This is a genomic window from Micromonospora sp. AMSO12t, from assembly GCF_008806585.1.
Taxonomy (GTDB): Bacteria; Actinomycetota; Actinomycetes; order Mycobacteriales; family Micromonosporaceae; genus Micromonospora; species Micromonospora reichwaldensis.
Map to the genome: position 1 here is coordinate 13,071 of NZ_WAAS01000023.1, position 21,433 is coordinate 34,503.

Genomic DNA, 21,433 nt, shown 5'->3' on the forward strand with positions numbered 1-21,433 from the left:
GGTTTCCGGATTGTTACTCGCTCGTGTCCGGATAGGGGTGGACCAGGCCAGATGCAAGCGCTTACATGTGGTGACGCCCATCGGACCGGCGCGGGTTCGATCCCTGACGCGCCGGCAAGGAAGGAGAACGGCATGGCGTTTGCCAGATCACGCCAGGCTCTCGCGATCGCCGGCGTGCTGGGGCTGGCGCTGAGCGCCACCGCCTGCGGCACCGGCGACGACAAGAAGAGCGACACCGCGGGCTCCGCGGAGTGCGCCGCATACGAGAAGTACGGCGACATCGACGGCAAGAAGGTCAAGATCTACTCGTCGATCCGGGAGATCGAGGCCGACCGCCTCGCGGAGTCCTGGAAGCAGTTCGAGGACTGCACCGGCATCAAGATCGACCACGAGGGCAGCGGCGAGTTCGAGGCGCAGCTCAACGTCCTGGTCGACGGCGGCAACGCCCCCGACCTCGCGTTCATCCCGCAGCCGGGTCTGCTCAAGCGGTTCGTCGACTCGGGCAAGCTCAAGCCGGTCGGCGCCGAGACGAAGAAGATGGCCGAGGAGAACTACCCGGCCGACTGGCTGAAGTACAGCACCGTCAACGGCCAGTTCTACGGCGCCCCGCTCGGCTCCAACGTGAAGTCCTTCGTGTGGTACTCGCCGAAGACCTTCAAGGAGAAGGGCTGGACGGTCCCGACCAGCTGGGACGAGCTGATCAAGCTCAGCGACCAGATCGCCGCCACCGGCACCAAGCCGTGGTGCGCCGGCATCGAGTCGGGTGAGGCCACCGGCTGGCCGGCCACCGACTGGATCGAGGACCTGATGCTGCGGACGCAGACCCCCGAGGTCTACGACCAGTGGGTCACCCACGGCATCCCGTTCAACGACCCGAAGGTCGCCGAGGCCCTCGACAAGGCCGGCACCATCCTCAAGAACGAGAAGTACGTCAACGGCGGCTTCGGCGGCGTGAAGAGCATCGCCACCACCTCCTTCCAGGAGGCCGGCGTGCCGATCACCACGGGCAAGTGCGCGCTGCACCGGCAGGCGTCCTTCTACGCCAACAACTGGCCGGAGGGCACCAAGGTGGCCGAGGACGGCGACGTCTTCGCCTTCTACTTCCCGGCGATCGACGCCAGCAAGGGCAAGCCGGTGCTGGGCGGCGGCGAGTTCGTCGCGGCCTTCAACGACCGCCCCGAGGTCCAGGCCGTGCAGACCTACCTCGCGTCCGGCGAGTACACCAACAGCCGCGCCAAGATCGGCGACTGGGTGTCGGCCAACAACAAGCTCGACCTGGCCAACGTCCCCAACCCCGTCGACAAGCTCTCCGTGCAGATCCTCCAGGACAAGTCCAGCGTCTTCCGCTTCGACGGCTCGGACCTGATGCCGGCGGCCGTCGGCTCCGGGACGTTCTGGAAGGCCATGGTGCAGTGGATCAACGGTAAGGACACCGCGACCGTGCTCCGGGACGTGGAGAGCGGCTGGAAGTGATCTGACCGGTGGGCCGGTCCGCGGGGACGCGGGCCGGCCCACCGGCCGGTCAAGGACCTGGGAGGGTCGATGGAGTTCGACTTCGCTGCGGAACAGCCGAAGTTCCTCATGCTGATGTACGGGCTGGTCGCCTTCGTCGCGGTGGTGGGCGGTCTGCTCCTGCTCCTCGACGTGGTGCCGGCCTGGTTCGCCCGCCGCCGGGAGGCGCAGCTCGTCGCTGCCTCCGCGAGCGGCGCCCCGATCCCCCGCCGGCGCAAGCCGCGCGAGGGTGTCTTCGCGCTTTTCTTCCTGCTACCCACGCTGCTGCTGCTCGCCATCGGGCTGGTGGTCCCGGCCGTCCGCACCGTGCTGCTGTCGTTCATGGACCAGGGCAGCAACGACTGGGTAGGGCTGCGCAACTACGGCTGGATGTTCTCCGAGGACTCCATCGTCCGGGTGTTGCTCAACACTCTGATCTGGGTGCTCCTCGTCCCGCTGGTGGCCACCACGTTCGGCCTGGTCTACGCCGTGCTGGTGGACAAGGCCCGGTTCGAGGCGGTCGCCAAGTCGCTGATCTTCCTGCCGATGGCGATCTCCTTCGTCGGCGCCAGCATCATCTGGAAGTTCGTCTACGCCTACCGGGGCGACGGGCAGGAGCAGATCGGTCTGCTCAACCAGATCGTGGTCAGCCTCGGTGGCGAGCCGAAGCAGTGGCTGCTCGACTCACCGCTGAACACGCTGCTGCTGATCGTGATCATGGTCTGGATCCAGGCCGGTTTCGCGATGGTGGTGCTCTCCGCCGCGATCAAGGCGATCCCCGCCGACATCGTGGAGGCCGCCCGGCTCGACGGGGTCACCCCGTGGCAGATGTTCTGGCAGATCACCATGCCGAGCATCCGGCCGGCGCTGATCGTGGTCGTGGTGACGCTGTCGATCGCCACCCTCAAGGTCTTCGACATCGTCCGGACGTCCACCAACGGCAACTACGACACCAGCGTGATCGCCAACGAGATGTACAACCAGGCGTTCCGCTACGGCGAGAACGGGCAGGGCTCGGCGCTGGCGGTGTTCCTGTTCGTCCTGGTGATCCCGATCGTGATCTACCAGATCCGCAACATCCGTCAGCAGCGGGAGGGCTGAGATGACCACCGCGACGCCCACCGTCGCCGCCGGCACCCAGAAGACCGGCGGCCGGGGCACCAGCACCGCCGGGCGGGTCCGCAGGCGGCTGAACAGCCGTACCGCGACCGTCGTCTCGATCGTCATCGCGGTGTTCTGGACCATCCCCACCTTCGGCCTGTTCGTCTCCTCGATCCGGCCGGAGGACGAGATCAAGAGCAGCGGGTGGTGGAACTTCTTCACCAGCCCGTCGTTCACCCTCGAGAACTACCAGGAGGTGCTGTTCGGGCGCTCCTCGTCGTCCGGGCAGCTCGCCAGCTACTTCATCAACTCGCTGGCGATCACCATCCCGTCGGTGCTCTTCCCGATCGCCTTCGCGGCCCTGGCCGCGTACGCGCTCGCCTGGATCAACTTCCGGGGCCGGGACTGGCTCTACGTCGCGATCTTCGCGTTGCAGATCGTGCCGTTGCAGATGGCCCTGGTGCCGCTGCTGAAGTTCTTCTCCACCGGCGTCACCGTCGGCGGGGTCACCGTCCTGCCGGCCTGGGACCTGGTCGACGAACAGAAGTTCGCGCAGGTGTGGTTCGCGCACACCTGCTTCGCGCTGCCGTTCGCCGTCTTCCTGCTGCACAACTTCATGTCGCAGCTGCCCGGAGAGCTGATGGAGTCGGCCCGGGTCGACGGGGCCACCCACCCGAAGATCTTCCGCAGCATCGTGCTGCCGCTGATCACCCCGGCGCTGGCCGCGATCGGCATCTTCCAGTTCCTCTGGGTCTGGAACGACCTGCTGGTCGCGCTGATCTTCGCCGGTGGCGGCGACGAGACCGCCCCGCTCACCGTCCGGCTGGCCGAGATGGCCGGCACCCGGGGCAACGAGTGGCAGCGGCTCACCGCCGGCGCGTTCGTCTCGATCGTCGTACCGCTGATCGTCTTCCTGTCCCTCCAGCGCTACTTCGTGCGCGGCCTGCTCGCCGGCAGCGTCAAGGGCTGAGGCGTCTCCGCCGCCGCCGGTGACCCGGCGGCGGCGGAGCTGCACGGAGCGGGGGGTAGCGTGACGAGGATCGATGATGTCGCACGCCTGGCCGGGGTCTCCACCGCCACCGTGTCCCGGGCGCTGCGAGGGCTGCCGACGGTCTCGGCCGCGACCCGGCGCCGGGTGCTCGCGGCGGCCGAGCAACTGGAGTACGCCGTCTCGCCGAGCGCCTCGCGGCTGGCCGGCGGACGCACCGGCACGGTCGCCGTCGTGGTCCCCCGCATCACCCGGTGGTTCTTCGGCACCGTCGTCGAGGCGGTCGAGGACATCCTCCAGCAGTCGGGCTACGACCTGCTGCTCTACAACCTCGGCGGGCGGGAGCAGATCCGTCAGCGGGTGCTGCGCACCGCCAACCTGCACAAGCGCGTCGACGCGATCATGCTGGTCGCCACGCCGCTGCGGCCCGCCGACCTGACCGCCCTGACGAAGCTGAAGCTGCCCGGGGTGACCATCAGCTCCGGCACGGTGGTGCCCGGCTGGCCCTGCGTACGCATCGACGACGTGGGCGTCGCGCGGACCGCCACCCGGCACCTGCTCGACCTGGGGCACCGGCGGATCGCCCACATCTCCGGCGACCCGGACGACGAACTGGCCTACACCACCCACCTCGACCGGCGGCGCGGCTACCGGGAGGCGCTGCGCGACGCCGGGCTGGTCCCCGATCCCGAGCTCGACGTGGAGTCACAGTTCACCATCAGCGGCGGCACGCGGGCCACCGAGGAGTTGCTCCGGCGCGGCGACCCGCCGACGGCCATCTTCGCGGCCTGCGACGAGATGGCGATGGGGGCGATGACCGCGCTGCGCGACGCCGGCCTGCGGGTGCCGCAGGACGTCAGCGTGATCGGCGTCGACGACCACGACCTGGCCAGCGTCCTCGGGCTGAGCACGATCGCCCAGCCGGCGGCGGAACAGGGCCGGCTCGCCACGCGGATCCTGCTCGACCCGCTGCACGGCCGGGCCATGCCGCCGGGGAGCACCCCCTACCTCGACACGCCGGGATCACCGGTGATCCTGCCCACTCGGCTGATCGTGCGTGAATCGACCGCACCACCCCGGGCACACTAACGGGAACCGGCGACGCCCGGCAGCATCCGACCGTCCGGCTCGACACACGGGAGAAGGCCCTGAACAGCAACCCGACGCACCAGGACACGCCTGCCGGCCCGGCCACCGGTTGGTGGACCAGGGCCACCATCTACCAGGTCTACCCGCGCTCCTTCGCCGACTCCGACGGCGACGGGATCGGTGACCTGCCCGGCATCACCGCCCGCCTGGACCACCTCGTGGAACTGGGCGTGGACGCGCTCTGGCTGTCGCCGTTCTACCCGTCGCCGCAGGCCGACGCCGGGTACGACGTGGCCGACTACCGGGACGTGGACCCGCTCTTCGGCACCCTCGCCGACGCCGACCGGCTGATCGCCGGGGCGCACTCGCGCGGGCTGCGGGTCATCGTCGACCTGGTGCCCAACCACACGTCGTCGGCGCACGAGTGGTTCGCCGCGGCACTCGCCGCCGCCCCCGGCAGCCCGGAGCGCGACCGCTACGTCTTCCGTGACGGCCGGGGGCCGGACGGCGCGCAGCCCCCGAACGACTGGCAGAGCGTCTTCGGCGGGCCGGCCTGGACCCGCGTCGACGGGGCCGACGGCCACCCCGGCCAGTGGTACCTGCACCTGTTCGACTCGGGTCAGCCCGACCTCAACTGGGACAACCCCGAGGTCCGGGAGGAGTTCCTGGAGGTGCTCCGGTTCTGGCTGGACCGCGGCGTCGACGGCTTCCGCGTCGACGTGGCGCACGGCCTGATCAAGCAGGCCGACCTGGCCGACTGGCAGGAGCCGCAGGAGATCCTCTCCGGTCAGGAGATCGACAAGCCGCGCCCGCCCATGTGGGACCAGGAGGGCGTGCACGAGATCTACCGGGACTGGCGGCGCGTGCTGGACGGCTACCCCGACGAGCGGGTCCTGGTCGCCGAGGCGTGGGTCGAGCCGGCCGAGCGACTGGCCCGGTACGTCCGCCCGGACGAGATGCACCAGGCGTTCAACTTCGAGTACCTGCTGGCCGCGTGGACCGCCCCGGCCCAGTACGCGGTGATCACCCGCTCGCTGGAGGCCACCGACGCCGTCGGCGCCCCGACCACCTGGGTGCTCTCCAACCACGACGTGGTCCGGCACGCCTCCCGGCTGGGGCTGCCGATCGGCGAAAAACGGCCCAACGGCATCGGCATCGGCGACCCGCAGCCGGACGCCGCGCTCGGCCTGCGCCGGGCCCGGGCGGCCACCCTGCTGATGCTCGCCCTGCCCGGCTCGGCCTACCTCTACCAGGGCGAGGAACTGGGCCTGCCGGAGCACACCACGATGCCCGACGAGGCCCGGCAGGACCCGACCTGGGCGCGCAGCGGTCACACCGAGCGGGGTCGCGACGGCTGCCGGGTGCCGATCCCGTGGGAGGCCGACGCCCCCTCGTACGGCTTCGGGCCGACCGACGCGAGCTGGCTGCCGCAGCCGTCGCTCTGGGCGGAGTTCGCCCTGGACCGGCAACGGGACACGCCCGGCTCGACGTACGAGCTGTACCGGACGGCGCTGCGGCTGCGCCGCGAGCACCGGCTCGGCGAGGGCCCGCTGGAGTGGCTCGCCTCCGGCGACGAGGTGCTCTCGTTCCGCAACGGGGGGCTGACCGTGCTGACCAACTTCGGCGACGCCGCCGTGCCGCTGCCCGCCGGGTCCGAGCTGGTGCACGCCAGCGCCCCGCTGGACGCCGACGGCGCCGTGCCCACCGACGTGACGGTCTGGGTCCGCCCGGCCTGACGGGTGAGCAAGGGGCACCTTCCCCAACGCTGTGCGTGGGGAAGGTGCCCCTCGCTTACAGCCGTTCGGCGCGGTCGTGCAGCAGGTCCCGGACGTCGTCGATGTCGCCCGGCGAGGTCCGCGAGGCCAGCCAGTACATGACGCCCGTCGGGATGAAGAAGAGCTGGAAGGCCGCCAGCCCGACGGCGTAGTTCAGCGGCGGCGGAAAGGCCGCCCGCAGGCCGTGGAAGGCCACCCCCACCAGCCCGTTTCCGGCCGCCCGGCCGACACCGTTGACCAGGTTGCCGAGGCTGTAGACGGTGCCCCGGTGCTCGGGCGGGTTGACGTCGGCGATCAGGGCGAACCAGTTCGGCGAGTTCGCCGAGGTGAGCGCCAGCGCCACGACGGCGGTGAGCAGGCTCAGCCCGACCGTCGGCTCGGTGAACACGCTGGTCAGCACCGCCCGCACCACCGCGCCGGCGCCGGCGCCGTCCGGCACGTCGATGCGTACCGGCACGAAGAAGAGGACCAGGTAGAACGGCAGCGCCGCGAGGATGCCGACCGCCGCGACCAGGGCCCGGCCCCGGGGCGTACGCCGTTGCAGCACGTCGCCGACCAGCCCGCCCACGATGGAGAGCACCCCGCCGAGCTGGAACAGGGTGGCGAAGACGCTGCCCACGACCACGGCGGTGGCGGCGGAGTAGCCCTGCTCCTCGGCCCGCTGGGCGAAGAGCACCGGCAGCCAGACCAGCGACCCGAAGGCAGCCTGGGCGGTGAGGCCCTGGAGGATCAGCCAGCGGTTCGTCCGCCGGCCGAGGATCTTCGGCAGGTCCGCCCGGCTGATCCGGTAGTCGTACTCGGCGCCGGTGGCGAGCGCGTCGGCCAACTCCGGCTCGCTCTGCCCGCGCCGGATGTCGTAGGTGAACAGGTAGGCGACGGTCGCCACGACGCCGACCACGGTCAGCAGCAGGAACGGGCGTCGCCAGTCGGCGGCCCCGAGGAGCCCGCCGACCAGCGTGCCGGCCAGCGTGCCGACGCCCTGCGACAGCCCCCAGAAGCTCATCACCAGCCCCCGGCGGCGGGGCGAGATCAGGTCGGTGACGACCGAGAAGCCGACCGACCCGACCGCACCCAGGCCGACCGCCGCCAGGATCTGCGCCGCCAGGAAGGCGGGATAGTTCGCCGCGACCGCGCTGCCGCCCGTGCCCAGCGCCCAGATGAGGGTGCCGACCATCAGCAGCGGCTTGCGGTTCGCGCGGTCGCCCACGTACGCCCAGCCCACCGCGGCGACCGCGCTGGCCAGGAAGCTCACGGCGGTGACCAGGCCGAGCAGCCGCTGCGGCACGTCGAAGGCGGCGGAGATGGGCCCGTACAGCGGGGGCACCAGACCGATCGCCACGTTGTCCAGCGAGGCGAGCAGCACGAAGACCACGACGCTGTAGAACCGGTGCGTGGGCGTCCCGCCCCGGGCCCGCGCCGGCCCGCCCCTGGTCAAGGTCATGTGCGGCAGCCAACCAGGATCAGGTCACGAGCGGGTGACGACGCGCGGGCGCGCCGGGGCGCTCAGAGATAGCCGCCGATCGCGGGCGGGGCGGTGGGCGCGGCCAGCGTGCCCGCCCGCAGCGCGTACAGCTCGGCGAGGGTCGCGCCCTGGGGCGGCACCCCCGCCGCCGTGCCCAGCCACCCGGTCGCCTCCCCGTACGACAGCGGGCCCACCTCGATGCGGGCCAGGCAGCGACCCGGGCGGACCACCGCCGGGTGCAGCCGGGACAGGTCCTCGTTCGTGGTGATCGCGACGAGCACGTCGCGCCCCTGCCCGAGCAGCCCGTCGGTGAGGTTGAGCAGCCGGGACAGGGCCTGCCCGGCGGCCTGCTTCGCCTCGCCCCGGATCAGCTCGTCACAGTCCTCCAGGATGAGCAGCCGCCACCGGCGGCCCGTCCCCGGCTCGCCGTCCTCGTCCCCGACCGCCACCTCGGACAGGTACGCCGTGTCCGCGAAGAGCACGTCCGGGTCGAGCACGGCGTCGACCTGGCACCAGTCGCGCCACTGGCGGGCGAGGGCGCGCAGCGCGGTGGTCTTTCCCGTCCCGGGCGCCCCGTGCAGCAGCACCAGCCGGCCGGAGAGGCGCTCCGGGGTGGTCGCCATCAGCTCGTCGAGCGCGTCGCGTGCCGCGGCGGCGTAGTTCGGCCGGATCGCCGCCCACTCCGGCGCGGCGATGGAGCGTACGTCGCGCTGGCTGCCCCGGCGGGGGTTCTGGTGCCAGAAGCCGATCCGGCCGGCGCCCGGATCCTCCGGTTCGGCGGCGCCGTCGACGATCCGGTCCAGGGCCGGCCGGCCCACCTCCTCCGAGACCGCCGTGACCGTCACCTCCGCGCCGCGCCCCTTCCAGGTGACCACCCGGGCCGTCCAGCCGTCGCCGGCCAGCAGGCGGGACAGCTGGCGGTTCTCCACCGCCGTGCGGAGCAGTCGCCCGTCCGGGGCGGTCAGCGGCGCGTCGGGGCGCACCCGGGAGAGCCGGACGGTGTGCGACCACGGGTGGCGGCCGGTGACGAAGTCCGCCAGGACCAGCGCGTCGATGACGTCGCAGGGGGTGTCCGCGTCGTCGTACTGGAGCATCGAGGGAATGCCGGTGCCGGGTGCCTCGTCCGCTTCGGGGGTGGTTCGCATCCGTCGATGATCGCGAGCCGGGGCGCGCCCGTACAGTCCTTTACCCCGCCACGGCGTCGACCCGGTCGAGGAAGTGCTCGCGGGCGGCGGCGTACCGCTGCCGGATGGCGGGGACGGGGGCGGCGGCGTACTCCTCGGTGCCGTGGACGGACCACGTGGGGGGCGCCGCGCCGCCCAGGGCGACCCACGCGGCCTGGCGGGCGGCGCCGTCGGCGACGTACTCGCCGGGCGGCGGGACGACCACCGGCACGCCGAGGACCTGCGGCGCGATGCGGCGCACCGCCGCCGAGCGGGCGCCCCCGCCGACCAGGATCACCCGGCGCACGGCGGCGCCCTGGGCGGTGAGCGCGTCGAGGCCGTCGGCGAGGGCGCAGAGCAACCCCTCGACGGCGGCGCGCGCCAGGTGGGCGGCCGTCGAGGTGCGCAGGGTCAGCCCGTGCACGGCCCCGGACGCCAGTGGCCGGTCGGGCGTCCGCTCGCCCTCCAGGTAGGGCACCATGACCAGCCCGTCCGCGCCGGCGGGGGCGGAGAGCGCCAGCCGGGCCAGCTCGTCCAGGTCGACCCGGAGCATCGCCGCCGCGGCGTCGAGCACCCGCGCGGCGTTGAGCGTGCAGACCAGGGGCAGGAAGCGGCCGGTGGCGTCGGCGAAGCCGGCGACCGTGCCGCTCGGGTCGGCGGCCGGGGCGTCGGCGACGCTGAACACGGTGCCGGAGGTGCCGATCGAGACGACGACGTCGCCCGGGCCCGCGCCGACGCCGAGCGCGGCGGCGGCGTTGTCCCCGGTGCCGGGGCCGAGCACCGCCCCACCGGCGGGCAGGCCCGGCAGGGCGTCGGGGCGTACGGCGCCCGCCGGCTCCGCCGGGCCGAGCACGGTCGGCACGTGCGGCCGCCGGCCGAACGCCCGCTCCAGCAGGTCGAGGCGGTAGTCGCCGGTGGCCGGGGACCAGTAGCCGGTGCCGCTGGCGTCGCCCCGGTCGGTGCGCAGCGCCGGCAGGCCCGGCGCGCCCGCCAGCCGCCAGGTCAGCCAGTCGTGCGGCAGGCAGACCGCCGCCACCCGGGCCGCGTGTGCCGGCTCGTGCCGGGCCAGCCAGCGCAGCTTGGTGACGGTGAAGCTGGCGACCGGCACGCTGCCCACCGCGTCGGCCCAGAAGCGGCGGCCGGCCTCCCCGCCGCCGGCCTCCTCGACCAGCTCGGCGGCGGCCCCGGCGGAACGGGTGTCGTTCCACAGCAGCGCCGGCCGGACCACGTCGCCCGCCTCGTCGAGGCACACCATGCCGTGCTGCTGGCCGGCGACGGAGACCGCCGCCACGTCGGCCAGCCCGCCGGCGGCGTCGACCGCCGCGCCCAGCGCGGTCCACCACGCCGCCGGGTCGACCTCGGTGCCGTCCGGGTGCGGCGCCCGGCCCTGCCGGAGCAGGGCGCCGGTCTCCGCGTCCCGGACGACGACCTTGCAGGACTGGGTCGAGGAGTCGACCCCCGCGACGATCGGCATCTCCGGCGGCCTCAGCGGGCGCCGAGCAGGTGCTCGACGGCGAGCTGGTTGAGCCGGACGAAACCGAAGCCCTTCGCGGCGGCCCCGTCGACGTCGAACTCCTCGAACGCGGAGCGGTCGGCGAGCAGGTCGGCGTAGCCCTCGCCCGGCGCCAGCGTCGGCGTGCCCAGGTCGGCGACCCGGCTCGCGGCCAGCGCCTCGGCGACCTCCGGGTCCGCCCGGAACGCCGCCGCCCGTTCCTTGAGCAGCAGGTAGGTGCGCATGTTCGCCGCCGCCGACGCCCAGACGCCGGTCATGTCCTCGGTGCGCGAGGGCTTGTAGTCGAAGTGCCGGGGGCCGTCGTAGGCAGGCCCGCCGCCGGGGCCGCCGTGCTCCAGCAGGTCGACCAGGGCGAACGCGTTCAGCAGGTCGCCGTGGCCGAAGACGAGGTCCTGGTCGTACTTGACGCCGCGCTGGCCGTTGAGGTCGATGTGGAACAGCTTGCCCTGCCAGAGCGCCTGGGCGATGCCGTGGGCGAAGTTCAGGCCGGCCATCTGCTCGTGCCCCACCTCCGGGTTGAGCCCGACCAGCTCGGGGCGGGCCAGGGTGGAGATGAAGGCCAGGGCGTGCCCGACGGTGGGCAGGAGGATGTCGCCGCGCGGCTCGTTCGGCTTGGGCTCGATGGCGAAGCGCAGGTCGTAGCCGGAGTCGACGACGTACTGGCAGAGCAGGTCGACGGCCTCCCGGTAGCGGTCCAGCGCGGCCCGGACGTCCTTGGCGAGGTCGTACTCGGCGCCCTCCCGGCCGCCCCACATCACGAAGGTGCGGGCGCCCAGCTCGGCGGCGAGGTCGACGTTGCGCAGCACCTTGCGCAGCGCGTAGCGCCGGACGTCGCGGTCGTTGCTGGTGAAGCCGCCGTCCTTGAAGACCGGGTGGGTGAAGAGGTTGGTGGTCACCATCGGGACCGCCAGGCCGGTCTCGTCGAGCGCCTTGCGGAAGCGGGCCACGTGCTGGTCGCGGGTGGCGGCGTCCGCGCCGAAGGGCACCAGGTCGTCGTCGTGGAACGTGATCCCGTACGCGCCGAGTTCGGCGAGCCTGTGCACCGCCTCGACCGGGTCCAGCTCGGGGCGGGTGGCGTCGCCGAACGGGTCGCGGGCCTGCCAGCCCACCGTCCAGAGGCCGAAGGAGAACTTGTCGGCGGGGGTGGGACGGGGTGCCATGGCAGACCTCCGAGGTGTCGTCCGCTATTTGTTCAGTGGTTGAATTATTTGGCGGGCCTGTGGCAGTGTCAAGGGGTGACCCGACCCGACGCCCCGCCCGGACCGGTGCGGCAGGGCAGCCTGCGCGAGTGGAACCTCGCCGTGGTGCTCGGCCGGATCGCCGCCGCCGACCGCCCGCCCTCCCGGGCCGAGCTGGCCGCCGGCACCGGCCTCACCCGGGCCACCGTCTCGGCCGTGGTGGAGGACCTGCTCGCCGGCCGGTTGGTCGCCGAGTCGGAGCCGACGCCCCGGACCGGCGCGGGACGGCCCTCACGGGGCCTGGTGCTCGCCACGGACGGCCCGGCCGGGCTCGGCCTGGAGGTCAACGTCGACTACCTGGCCGCCTGCGTGGTCGACCTCGCCGGCCGGGTCCGCCACCACACCGTGCACCGCGCCGACCTGCGGCCCGTCTCCCCCGCCGAGGCGCTCGCCCGGCTGGCCGACCTGGCCGCCCGCGCCCGCGCCGACGCCGCCCGCGAGGGGCTCACCCTGGCCGGCGCCGCCCTCGCGGTGCCCGGCCTGGTCGACGACGCCGGCCTGGTCCGTCTCGCCCCGAACCTCGGCTGGCGCGACGTGCCCGTCCCCGCGCTGCTCGCCGAGGGGCCGCCGCTGACCGCGCACGTCGACGGCGTACCGCCGCTGGTGGTCGACAACGAGGCCAACCTCGCCGCGCTGGGCGAGCTGCACGCCGGGCCGGCGGGTCGGGCCAGCTTCCTGCACATCTCCGGCGAGGTCGGCATCGGCGCCGGGATCGTGCTCGACGGAGCCCTGTTCCGGGGCGCACGCGGCTGGAGCGGGGAGATCGGTCACCTCCCGATCCGGCCCGACGGCCCGCCCTGCCGGTGCGGCGGGCGGGGCTGCCTGGAGACGTACACCGGTCAGGAGGCGATCCTCGCCGCGGCCGGCCTCGCCGGCGCGGACCTGCCGGCGGACACCGCGACGACCCGGCTGGCCGAGCTGGCCGGGGCCGGCGACCCGGGCGCGCTGCGGGCCCTGGCCGAGGCCGGCACCGCCCTGGGGGTCGCCGTCGCCGGCGTGGTGAACCTGCTGGACCTGGACACCGTGGTGCTCGGCGGCGGGTACGCCCCGCTGGCGCCGTGGCTGCGCCCGCCGGTGCTCGCCGAGATCTCCCGGCGGGTGCTCACCGCGGCCTGGTCGCCGGTCACCGTCCGCCCGGCGTCCCTCGGCGCCGCCGCCGCGGCCGTCGGCGGGGCCGGCTCGGTGGTACGCCGCATCCTGGCGCGCCCGGCCGGCTGGCTGGCCCGGGCGGCCTGAGCCGGATTCCCCCGGGGGCGGCGTCGCCCCGCCTCGGTACGCTTGCCCCGAGGCAACGACCCCCATCCGAGGAGAGCACGACCAGCATGCGCACAGGTCGACCGACCGGGGCGCCCGGCGAGCGGCGGTGACCACCGTTCCCGGGGGCGGTGGCACGCGCCCGGCCGACGGCGGGCAGCCCGCCCGCTTCCGCTCCGGCCTCTCCCCCGACCCCGCGCGCCCGGTCGACTCCCGGCTGACCCGGGAGGTGCTCGACGGGCTCACCGAGGCGGTCGTGACGGCCGACCGGGCGGGGCTGGTGACCCTGGTCAACGCGATGGCGACCGCCCTCCTCCCCGAGCTCGTGCCCGGCACCGACCTGCGCACCTGTCCGATACCAGCCATGGCCCGGTCGGTGAGGGCCGGGGCGGACAGCTTCGACGCCGAACACGGCGGTCGCCGGCTGCGGGGCGTACGACGCGACCTGGCCGACGGGCGGCACGCCTGGTACGTGCGGGACGTCACCGAGGAACACGCGCGCACCGAGGCGCTCGGTGTCGAGCGGTCCCGGACGACGTTCCTCGCCCAGGCCGGCAGCCGCCTCGGGCTGTCGCTCCAGCGCGAGCAGACGCTGCGGACCGCCACGACCCTGCCCGTCCCCTACCTGGCCGACCTGGCCATGGTGGTCCACCTGCCGCCCCCGCCCGCGGAGGGCCAGCCGCACTGGATCCGGTACGACGGGGTCGATCCCACCCCGGCGACCGGGCTGGCGACCTGGTCGCTGACCGGCTCGCTGCCCGGCCTGGCCGAGGCGCTGGCCGGGCACCCGGCCAACCCGGCCCCGTGGCCGGACCAGGAGACGGCCGGCCTGTCCTCCGTGCTTCCGCCCGGCTTCGGCCGGCCCGGCACCGTGCTGGTCAGCCCCATGCGGGGCGCCGGACGCACCACCGGAGCCCTGGTGCTGGTCCGTCGTGCCGGGCGGGCCGGCTTCGCCGGGCGCGACGTCGAGCTGGCCCGGGAGTTCGCCGCCCGCGCGGGCGCGGCCCTCGGCGCCGCCGAACTCTACGGCGAACAGGTCCACCTGGCGCGGGTGTTGCAGAACAGCCTGCTCCCGCCCGACCTGCCGGCCGTGCCGGGCGCCACCCTCGCCGGCGGGTACCGGGCGGCCGGGGACCGGCTGCGCATCGGCGGCGACTTCTACGACGTCTTCCCCATCCCGGGAGGCGCGATCTTCGCCCTCGGGGACGTGGCCGGCAAGGGCGTCGGCGCGGCCGTCCTCACCGGGCGGGTCCGCCAGTCCCTGCGGACCCTGCGCCTGGTCGAGCAACGGCCGCTGGAGTTGATGCGGCTGCTCGACCAGGCGCTTCTCGACTCCCCGGACGCGGCCCGCCGCAGCCAGTTCACCACCCTGCTGCTCGGCACCCTCCACGCCGCGCCCGGCGGCGGGTGCACCGTCCGGATCGCCGGCGGCGGCCACCCGTCCCCGCTGCTGGTCCGGGCCGACGGTGAGGTCGCCCCGGTCGCGGTCGGCGGGATGCCGGTGGGCGCGCTGGCCACCGCCCGGTTCGCCGAGGCGGAGCTGTGCCTCGGCCCCGGCGAGCTGCTGCTCGCGTACACCGACGGGGTCTTGGAGGCGCGCGGCGGCCCCGGCGGCCAGGAGATGTTCGGCGAGGAGCGGCTGCGCGCGGCGCTGGCCTCGGCCGCCGGGTTGGCCCCGGCCGCGCTGGTCGACCGGCTCCTCGACGCCGTCGACGAGTGGCTCGACGGGCAGAGCCAGGACGACATCGCGATGTTGGCCGTCGCGGCGGCAGCGCCCTGACCGGCCGAACCGTCGCGGCCGGGTGTCCGCCGGCCACGCCCGATCCTTCGGCGAACCCCGTCGACGCGGGGAACCCGTGTGCCCGCTCCGGCCGGGTCAGGCCGTCCTGGCCACCCGCGGCCCGTTCCCCGGCTGCTCCTGCGCCGGTAGGCCGACCGGGCGCTCCCGCGGCACCGCCGGCCAGGGGCCGGCCGCCTCGACGGACTGCACGGAGGCGTTCCGGTGCCGTGCCGCCTCGTCGAACTCCCGCATGCCCCGCAGGAGAGCCTGCCGCCCCTCGGCGGTCATGTCGGCGAGGATCGCCGCGAGCTGCTGGCGCCGGTCGTCCCGCAGCTCGGCGAGGAGCCGGCGGGACTCCGGGGTCAGGTGCAGCGAGATCTCCCGCCGGTCGAACCGGCCGGGCTCCCGTTCCAGCATGCCCGCCGCCACCAGGCGGTCGCAGAGCCGGCTGGCGGAGGAGAGCAGCATGTCGAGCCCGGTGGCCAGGCCGCGGAGGTTGATCCCCTCGTGCTGCTCGACCAGCATGATCGCGCGCAACTGCGCGCCGGAGACGCGACTGGTCGTCCGCTCCCGCGCGGCCTCCCAGACCGTCAGCAGGGCGTCGGCCACCGCGTCGAGCTCGACGGCCATACTCGTCTCGGGTCCGGAGGGACCGTGCACATCCGCCATGGTGGGCCCGAGACTACTCCGAATCCCCAAGTCTGGGCTCGTGACGAGGGAGCGATGATGAGCGAACCGGTCAACCGGGCACGGCAGGTCCTCAACGAGGCGCCCGCCGACCTGCTGCTGGACCGGATCGCCGACGTCCTGGCCGCGGACTACGGGATCGCCCGGGTGGAACTGCTCCAGGTCGACTACCGGCTGGCGGCGCTGCTGCCGCTCGTCGGGGACGAGCCCGTCACCGCGCCGGGGCACCCCGCCTGGCGCTGCTTCGACCACCAGGCCCCGATCGTCGCCGACGACACCGGATACCTTCCGGTGTCCATGCGCGGGGAACGCCGCGGCGTGCTGGTCGTGACCCCCGTGCCGGCCCGGCCGGCCGCGCTCGACGAGCTGACGGAGATCGCCACCACGCTCGCCCACGAGATCGCCGCGGTCACCCCGGGCACGGACGTGTACCGGTCCGCACGGCGTAGCAGGCGGCTCACCCTCGCCGCCGAGATGCAGTGGGAGATGCTCCCGGGCCGCAGCCGGACCCGCCCGTCGTTCAGCCTCGCCGGACAGCTGGAACCGGCGTACGCGGTGCGCGGCGACAGCTTCGACTGGTCCGACGACGGCAGCCGGGTCTGGTTGGCGACCATCAACGGCACGGGCGAGGGGGTGGCCGCCGCGATGCTCACCTCGCTCGCCACCCACGCGCTGCGCAACGCCCGCCGGTCCGGGCTCGCCCTCGCCGACCAGGCGGCCCTCGCCGACCAGGCGGTCTACGACCTGCACCGGGGAGACCAGCACCTCGCGGTGCTGCTGATGGAGCTGGACCTGCGCTCGGGGCTGCTCACCGTGGTCGACGCCGGGTCGCCCCGCCTCGTGCTGCTGCGCGACGGGCAGGTCCGGGAGCTGCCGCTGGAGGCGCAGTTCCCGCTCGGCATGTTCGAGGCCACCGACTACCGGGAGCAGCACTTCGAGCTGTGCCGCGACGATCGGCTCTTCGTGGTCAGCGACGGCGTCATCGAGGCCACCGGGCAGGACGTCCGGTACGGCGAGACCGCGCTCGACCGGTTCCTGCGCCGGACCGGACCGATGGAGCCGCTGGACGCCGTCCGCTCGCTGATCGGCGACCTGCGCGCGTTCGTCGCCGGCGACCTGACCGACGACGCGGTGGTGGTGTGCCTGGACTGGACGGGCCCGCAGGACTGAGCGGCCGGCCGCTCAGTACGCCCCACGGCTGTTGACCACCGCGCCGAAGGTCTTCCAGAGGATCGTCAGGTCGGCCGCGAGCGACCAGTTCTCCACGTAGTAGAGGTCGAGCCGGATGCCGTCCTCCCAGCTCAGGTCGGATCGGCCGCTCACCTGCCAGAGCCCGGTCATGCCCGGCTTGACCAGCAACCGGCGGGCCACGTCGCCGTCGTAGCGGGCCACCTCCGAGGGCAGCGGCGGTCGGGGGCCGACCAGGCTCATGTCCCCGAGCAGGACGTTGACCAGCTGCGGCAGCTCGTCCAGCGACCACTTGCGCAGCAGCCGCCCGATGCGGGTCACCCGCGGGTCGTCGCGCATCTTGAACATCAGGCCGTCGGTCTCGTTGCGGACGGCCAGCGCGGCCAGCAGGGCGTCGGCGTTGACCACCATGGTGCGGAACTTGTAGACGCCGAACTCCCGCCCGCCCTGCCCGACCCGGGTCTGCCGGAACAGCACCGGCCCCCGGCTGTCGACCTTGATCGCCAGCGCGACGACGGCCAGCAACGGCAGCAGCAGCGTGAGGGCGACCGACGAGACGGCCCGGTCGACGAAGCCCTTTACCAGCTTGCGGGCCCCGCGGAACTCGGGCGCCTCGACGTGGATCAGCGGCAGGCCGGCGACCGGCCGGGTGTGGATGCGCGGGCCGGCGACGTCGGTCAGCGCCGGGGCCACCACCAGGTCGATGCCGGTGCCCTCCAACTGCCAGCCCAGCCGGCGCAGGCGGGTGGCGGTCAGCTCGCCGGAGGCGGTCACCGCGACGGTGTCCGCGCCGATGGCGGTGGCCGCCTCGGGGATGCCCCGGAACGAGCCGACCACCGGCACGTCGCCCAGCCGCTGCGCGACCGGGGCGAGCAGCGCGTCCGGGATGCAGGCCCCGACCACCTGGTAGCCCGCGTACGGCTCGCGCCGCAGGGTGTGCACCAACTCCAGCACGTGCGCGGTGTCGCCGACCACCAGCACCTTGCGCGACCAGCCGGCGCCCTCGGAACGCGCCCGGTGCAGCCGCTTGCGGGCGGCGAACCGGGCCACCTCCAGGCCGAGCATGCCGACGGCGAACGAGATGCCGAGGAATCCCCGGGAGACGCCCACGTCGGCGATGTAGCCGGCGATCGCGATGCCACCGGCGAGGCGCAGGCTGGCGGTGCCGACCCGCCGGTACTCGTCGGCGCCGTAGCCGAGGACGCGGTCGTCGTAGCAGCGCAGCACCCGCAGCGAGACCAGCCAGGCGAGGACCAGCCCGGGGGCGACCAGAACGTACGGGATCTTCGATCCGCCGGGGGCGTCGTCGCCGAACCGGGCGACGTACCCGACGAGCACGGCGAGGGTCAGGACGGTGGTGTCCAGCACCACCAGGGAGCGGACGTAGGCACGCTCGCGGGTGCGGGCCGGCCCTGGCCGCGGTTCGTCCGGTCTCGACGACGTGCTGGCGGGGGTCAACAGCGTCGCTGAGGTCACCGGCCCTCCCCACTTCGGTCGCCGACGGCCCGTACGCCGGGCCCGGGTCGCGGGCCGGCCGTAGGGGCACCAGGACATCGTGCCCCGACAACCCCGCTCGCCGATTGCTTCGGACGCATTACCGTCACTACTTTCCCCGAGGAACCCCTTGCGGGGAAAGGGCCCACGGCACCGGATCCCGTGCGGCGGGTGCGCCCCGCGCTGCGTTGCGGCTCAGGCCGGGGCCTTGCGCAGCGCGATCGCCTTGAGGAAGATGTCGCCGATCTTGGTCGGGTCCTCGGTGACGAAGGCGCCTCCGCCGGTGACGTCGGTGATCGACTTCAGCTCGGCCTTGCTCACGTCGCTGCCGATACCGATGATCACGACCTGCACCGGCCGCTCCGGGTCCTTGAGCTTGTTCAGCTCGGCCAGCAGCTTCTGCTGCGTGATGCCGTCGGAGTCCTCGTTCTTGCCGTCGGTGAACAGCACGATCGAGTTGACCCGGCCGGGCTCCCAGTTGTCCTGCACCTCTTGGTACGCCGCCAGCACGGTGTCGTAGAGGCCGGTGTCACCATTCGACGAGCGGATCGAGCCCAGGGACTGCTCCAGCTTGCCGCGCTGGCGGGACAGCGGCCCGATGGTGAGCAGTTCCCGATGGTCGCGGGCGCCCACCAGCTGCGTGGAGAACGTCCAGAGACCGATCGACCAGGAGTCGTCGAAGAGGTTCAGCCCGCGCCGGGCCGCCTCGACGGTGACCTGCTGCCGGGTCGCGTTGCCGGCGTTGGCCACCTTCTCCTTCATCGACCCGGAGACGTCGATGACTGCGAGCATCCGGCCGGACTGGGTGGCGATCGACCAGCTGGAGACGGCGCGCTCCATGGCCTGCGGGTCGAGCCCGCCCGGAGCCGATCCGCCGCCGTTGGCCGGCGGGGCGGGAGCGCCGCCGGCCGGGCTGGGCGCGCCCTGCGGCGCGTCGAAGCCCGCGCCCCAGTTGCCGTCCGGCGCGCGCAGCGACCGGCTCGCCAACTGGTCACGGAAGTCGTCGGTGACGAGCACCTCGTAGAGCACCCTCGCCGCCGCCGCCTTGGCCGGCTCGATGCCGGGCAGCACCGCGTACGGGTAGTCCAGCGGCGCGGGCGCCGGCTCCAGGTAGAGCGCGGCCAGCGGCACCGGCGGCTTCTTGCTGTTGTACTGGATCACGTCCTCTTCCGAGAGCGCCGCCGCACCCAGGCTGCTCGCGATCGTCGTGGGATCCGAGGCGGTGGGGAACCGGGCGAGCAGGTCCGGCCGCAGCGCCGAGCGGTCGGTGGCGAGCGCCCGCAGCGCGGCCACCTTCTCCTTCTCCGCGTCGGGGCCGCCGGAGGCGCTGGCGGCGGCCGTCAGCGAGAGCAGGCCGGACAGGCCGGCGGCGTCGCGGGTCGGCTCGACGATCCCGGTGCGCAACGGCTTGTCGCTCTGCACCTGCTGCAGGAGCTGGGTCCAGCTGAACTTCTTCTGCGGCCAGCCGAGCCGCGTGGCGATCGGCACCGGCATCGCCACGACCACCGGGCTGCGGGCGATGGACGCCCCGTTGCCCGGCTCGAAGGCGGTGGCGCCACCGGTCTTGAGCCGCAGCAGCCACGTGGAGGAGTCGGGCACCCAGACGTCCGGGCTGACCGAGGTGCCGCTGGCCTGCCCCACGCCGGCCAGGGTGACGCCGTGCTTGGCGGCGACCGTCGCGGCCACGTCGACCGGATCGGACGCCGTGACGTTCACCGCGATGCAGGTGCCGCCCACGGCGGCACCGTCCTTCACCCACCGCGCGGCGGCGGCGTCGACCGCCGGGGCGAGCTCGGCCGCGACGGCGACGGACAGCTCGGTACGGCCCGAGCAGTTCGGTTGCGCCAGCTGCTGGTAGCCGAACCAGCCGCCGGCCGTGACGGCGAGGACGCCCACGGCAGCGGCGGCGGTGGCTGCGTGGAAATTCGTACGCATGCGATGGCGGCCTGCTGACACGGTGACCATCTTGCGGACCTGTCGGGACGACTGCCACGGGCCGTTCGGACGAAAGTTACGCAGAAGAAATAGTTGATCACCGAATTGCTACGGTGCGTGGTTATGCCGCCCCGTGGCGTCGATGTCGCGGACATGTTGGCTGGTCAGGGCACCACACAGGTGGGGGACGTCACAGCCACCGGCTCCCCGACCGGAGCCGGGACGCCGGTGCCCGCGTCCACCCGGAAGACCCGGATCATGTCGGCCCGCTCGTCGGCGACGTAGAGGTGCTCGCCGGCCAGGGCGAAGTGCCGCGGCCACTCCCCGCCCGTGTCCACCTCGGCGACCAGCTCCGGCAGCTCGCCGGCCACGGCGAAGACCGCGACGGTGCCCACTCCCCGGTTGGCGACGTAGAGGAAGCGTCCGTCCGGGCCGACCGCGATCTCCGACGGCTGGACGGGCCCGGTGCGGTCGCTGGCCTCGACGCGGCCCCGCTGGTGCAGCGCGCCGTCGCCGGTCAGCTCGTAGGCGGTGACCGAACCGTCCAGCTCCCCCGCCACCCAGCAGCGCCGCCCGTCCGGGTGCCGGGCCAGGTGCCGGGGACCGACGCCGGCGGCCGTGCGCACCCGGGGTGCCCGGGGTACCAGCCGGCCGGAGGCCGCGTCCAGGTCGTAGCGGTAGATCGAGTCGGTGCCCAGGTCGACCGCGAGCAGCGGGCCCTGGCCCGGATCGGGGTTCACCATGTGGGCGTGCGCGCGTTCCTGGCGCTCCCGGTCCGGCCCGTGCCCCTCGTGCTGCACCAGGTCGCTGCGCTCGCCGGGGGCGCCGTCGGGGTCGAGCGGGAACACCGTCACGCTGCCGCCGCCGTAGTTGGCCACCACGAGGTGGCCGCCGTCCGGGACGACCGCCAGGTGGCAGGGCTCCGCGCCCCCGGTGGGCCGGGTGCCGAGCGGGGTCAGCTCGCCGTCGGCGCCGACGCGGAAGGCGCTGACCTGCCCGTCGGGCAGCTCGTTCACCGCGTAGAGGACGGGCAGCCGCGGGTGCCGAGCCAGGAAGGAGGGCGAGGGGGTGACCGCGACGGTGCCGAGCGGGGTCAGCTCACCGGAGACGGGGTCCCGCCGCGCCGCGACGATGCCGGCGGCCCGGCCCCCGCTGTGCGCCGTGTAGCCGCCGATGTGGACGATCTCGCCCTGACCTGTCACCGCGTCCGCCTTCCGCCGATTCCTCCGTCGATCCCACCAGCGTTCCCACTGGGCCGCCCGCTTAGCCCCGAAA

16 protein-coding genes are annotated in these 21,433 nt (G+C 73.8%); 8 read left to right on the plus strand and 8 right to left on the minus strand.

Annotated features, from left to right (window positions below; genetic code table 11):
• Positions 1-132 precede the first annotated feature (132 nt).
• The 5 genes from F6X68_RS05800 to F6X68_RS05820 all read left to right on the plus strand — a co-directional run bounded on the left by F6X68_RS05800 (position 133) and on the right by F6X68_RS05820 (position 6,405).
• Positions 133-1,473 carry an ABC transporter substrate-binding protein gene (locus F6X68_RS05800; protein WP_151453292.1) on the plus strand — a complete coding sequence of 447 codons (1,341 nt, stop codon included), beginning with the start codon at positions 133-135 and terminating at the stop codon, positions 1,471-1,473.
• Positions 1,474-1,542: 69 nt separating this feature from the next.
• The gene (locus tag F6X68_RS05805; protein WP_151453293.1) at positions 1,543-2,592 is read left to right on the plus strand and encodes a carbohydrate ABC transporter permease; all 1,050 of its coding nucleotides are present in this window, start codon (positions 1,543-1,545) and stop codon (positions 2,590-2,592) included.
• Between the two features lies 1 nt (position 2,593).
• The gene (locus F6X68_RS05810; protein WP_151453294.1) at positions 2,594-3,562 is read left to right on the plus strand and encodes a carbohydrate ABC transporter permease; all 969 of its coding nucleotides are present in this window, start codon (positions 2,594-2,596) and stop codon (positions 3,560-3,562) included.
• 60 nt (positions 3,563-3,622) lie between these two features.
• The gene (locus F6X68_RS05815; RefSeq protein ID WP_151453295.1) at positions 3,623-4,669 is read left to right on the plus strand and encodes a LacI family DNA-binding transcriptional regulator; all 1,047 of its coding nucleotides are present in this window, start codon (positions 3,623-3,625) and stop codon (positions 4,667-4,669) included.
• Positions 4,670-4,728: 59 nt separating this feature from the next.
• The gene (locus F6X68_RS05820; RefSeq protein ID WP_151453296.1) at positions 4,729-6,405 is read left to right on the plus strand and encodes a glycoside hydrolase family 13 protein; all 1,677 of its coding nucleotides are present in this window, start codon (positions 4,729-4,731) and stop codon (positions 6,403-6,405) included.
• Between the two features lie 55 nt (positions 6,406-6,460).
• Here the strand turns inward: F6X68_RS05820 and F6X68_RS05825 are convergent, their stop codons facing one another.
• The 4 genes from F6X68_RS05825 to xylA form a co-directional block, all read right to left on the minus strand.
• Positions 6,461-7,885: an MFS transporter gene (locus tag F6X68_RS05825; RefSeq protein ID WP_151453297.1), complete on the minus strand. Its 1,425-nt coding sequence runs from the start codon at positions 7,883-7,885 to the stop codon at positions 6,461-6,463.
• Positions 7,886-7,947: 62 nt separating this feature from the next.
• Positions 7,948-9,051, minus strand: a complete 1,104-nt coding sequence (locus tag F6X68_RS05830) for a DUF5925 domain-containing protein (protein ID WP_192581294.1) — start codon at positions 9,049-9,051, stop codon at positions 7,948-7,950.
• A gap of 40 nt (positions 9,052-9,091) precedes the next feature.
• Entirely contained in the window at positions 9,092-10,543 is a 1,452-nt protein-coding gene (gene xylB, locus F6X68_RS05835) for a xylulokinase (protein WP_151453298.1), read from the minus strand.
• Positions 10,544-10,554: 11 nt separating this feature from the next.
• On the minus strand, positions 10,555-11,742 hold the full coding sequence (gene xylA / locus F6X68_RS05840; protein WP_151453299.1) for a xylose isomerase: 1,188 nt from the start codon (positions 11,740-11,742) through the stop codon (positions 10,555-10,557).
• A 75-nt stretch (positions 11,743-11,817) separates the two neighbouring features.
• Here xylA and F6X68_RS05845 point away from each other — a divergent pair, with 75 nt between their 5' ends.
• Both F6X68_RS05845 and F6X68_RS05850 read left to right on the plus strand, forming a co-directional pair.
• Positions 11,818-13,056: an ROK family protein gene (locus F6X68_RS05845; protein WP_225852012.1), complete on the plus strand. Its 1,239-nt coding sequence runs from the start codon at positions 11,818-11,820 to the stop codon at positions 13,054-13,056.
• A gap of 127 nt (positions 13,057-13,183) precedes the next feature.
• Positions 13,184-14,854, plus strand: coding sequence for a PP2C family protein-serine/threonine phosphatase (locus tag F6X68_RS05850; protein WP_225852013.1), 1,671 nt, complete (start codon positions 13,184-13,186; stop codon positions 14,852-14,854).
• Positions 14,855-14,950: 96 nt separating this feature from the next.
• Here F6X68_RS05850 and F6X68_RS05855 read toward each other — a convergent pair whose 3' ends face one another.
• The gene (locus F6X68_RS05855; protein ID WP_151453300.1) at positions 14,951-15,484 is read right to left on the minus strand and encodes a MarR family transcriptional regulator; all 534 of its coding nucleotides are present in this window, start codon (positions 15,482-15,484) and stop codon (positions 14,951-14,953) included.
• Positions 15,485-15,580: 96 nt separating this feature from the next.
• Here F6X68_RS05855 and F6X68_RS05860 point away from each other — a divergent pair, with 96 nt between their 5' ends.
• Positions 15,581-16,711 carry a PP2C family protein-serine/threonine phosphatase gene (locus tag F6X68_RS05860; protein WP_151453301.1) on the plus strand — a complete coding sequence of 377 codons (1,131 nt, stop codon included), beginning with the start codon at positions 15,581-15,583 and terminating at the stop codon, positions 16,709-16,711.
• A gap of 12 nt (positions 16,712-16,723) precedes the next feature.
• Here F6X68_RS05860 and F6X68_RS05865 read toward each other — a convergent pair whose 3' ends face one another.
• The 3 genes from F6X68_RS05865 to F6X68_RS05875 form a co-directional block, all read right to left on the minus strand.
• On the minus strand, positions 16,724-18,205 hold the full coding sequence (locus tag F6X68_RS05865; RefSeq protein WP_151453302.1) for a sugar transferase: 1,482 nt from the start codon (positions 18,203-18,205) through the stop codon (positions 16,724-16,726).
• Between the two features lie 213 nt (positions 18,206-18,418).
• Complete coding sequence (locus tag F6X68_RS05870; protein ID WP_151453303.1) at positions 18,419-20,179, minus strand: substrate-binding domain-containing protein; 1,761 nt, start codon at positions 20,177-20,179, stop codon at positions 18,419-18,421.
• A gap of 143 nt (positions 20,180-20,322) precedes the next feature.
• On the minus strand, positions 20,323-21,360 hold the full coding sequence (locus tag F6X68_RS05875; RefSeq protein ID WP_151453304.1) for a lactonase family protein: 1,038 nt from the start codon (positions 21,358-21,360) through the stop codon (positions 20,323-20,325).
• Positions 21,361-21,433: the final 73 nt, after the last annotated feature.

Excerpts from the sequence above, each read along its gene's own strand:
- F6X68_RS05805 (WP_151453293.1), top strand. The coding sequence starts at position 1,543 with ATGGAGTTCGACTTCGCTGCGGAACAGCCGAAGTTCCTCATGCTGATG.
- xylB (WP_151453298.1), bottom strand. The coding sequence starts at position 10,543 with ATGCCGATCGTCGCGGGGGTCGACTCCTCGACCCAGTCCTGCAAGGTC.
- xylA (WP_151453299.1), bottom strand. The coding sequence starts at position 11,742 with ATGGCACCCCGTCCCACCCCCGCCGACAAGTTCTCCTTCGGCCTCTGG.
- F6X68_RS05810 (WP_151453294.1), top strand. The coding sequence starts at position 2,594 with ATGACCACCGCGACGCCCACCGTCGCCGCCGGCACCCAGAAGACCGGC.
- F6X68_RS05855 (WP_151453300.1), bottom strand. The coding sequence starts at position 15,484 with ATGGCCGTCGAGCTCGACGCGGTGGCCGACGCCCTGCTGACGGTCTGG.
- F6X68_RS05825 (WP_151453297.1), bottom strand. The coding sequence starts at position 7,885 with ATGACCTTGACCAGGGGCGGGCCGGCGCGGGCCCGGGGCGGGACGCCC.
- F6X68_RS05860 (WP_151453301.1), top strand. The coding sequence starts at position 15,581 with ATGAGCGAACCGGTCAACCGGGCACGGCAGGTCCTCAACGAGGCGCCC.
- F6X68_RS05830 (WP_192581294.1), bottom strand. The coding sequence starts at position 9,051 with ATGCGAACCACCCCCGAAGCGGACGAGGCACCCGGCACCGGCATTCCC.
- F6X68_RS05800 (WP_151453292.1), top strand. The coding sequence starts at position 133 with ATGGCGTTTGCCAGATCACGCCAGGCTCTCGCGATCGCCGGCGTGCTG.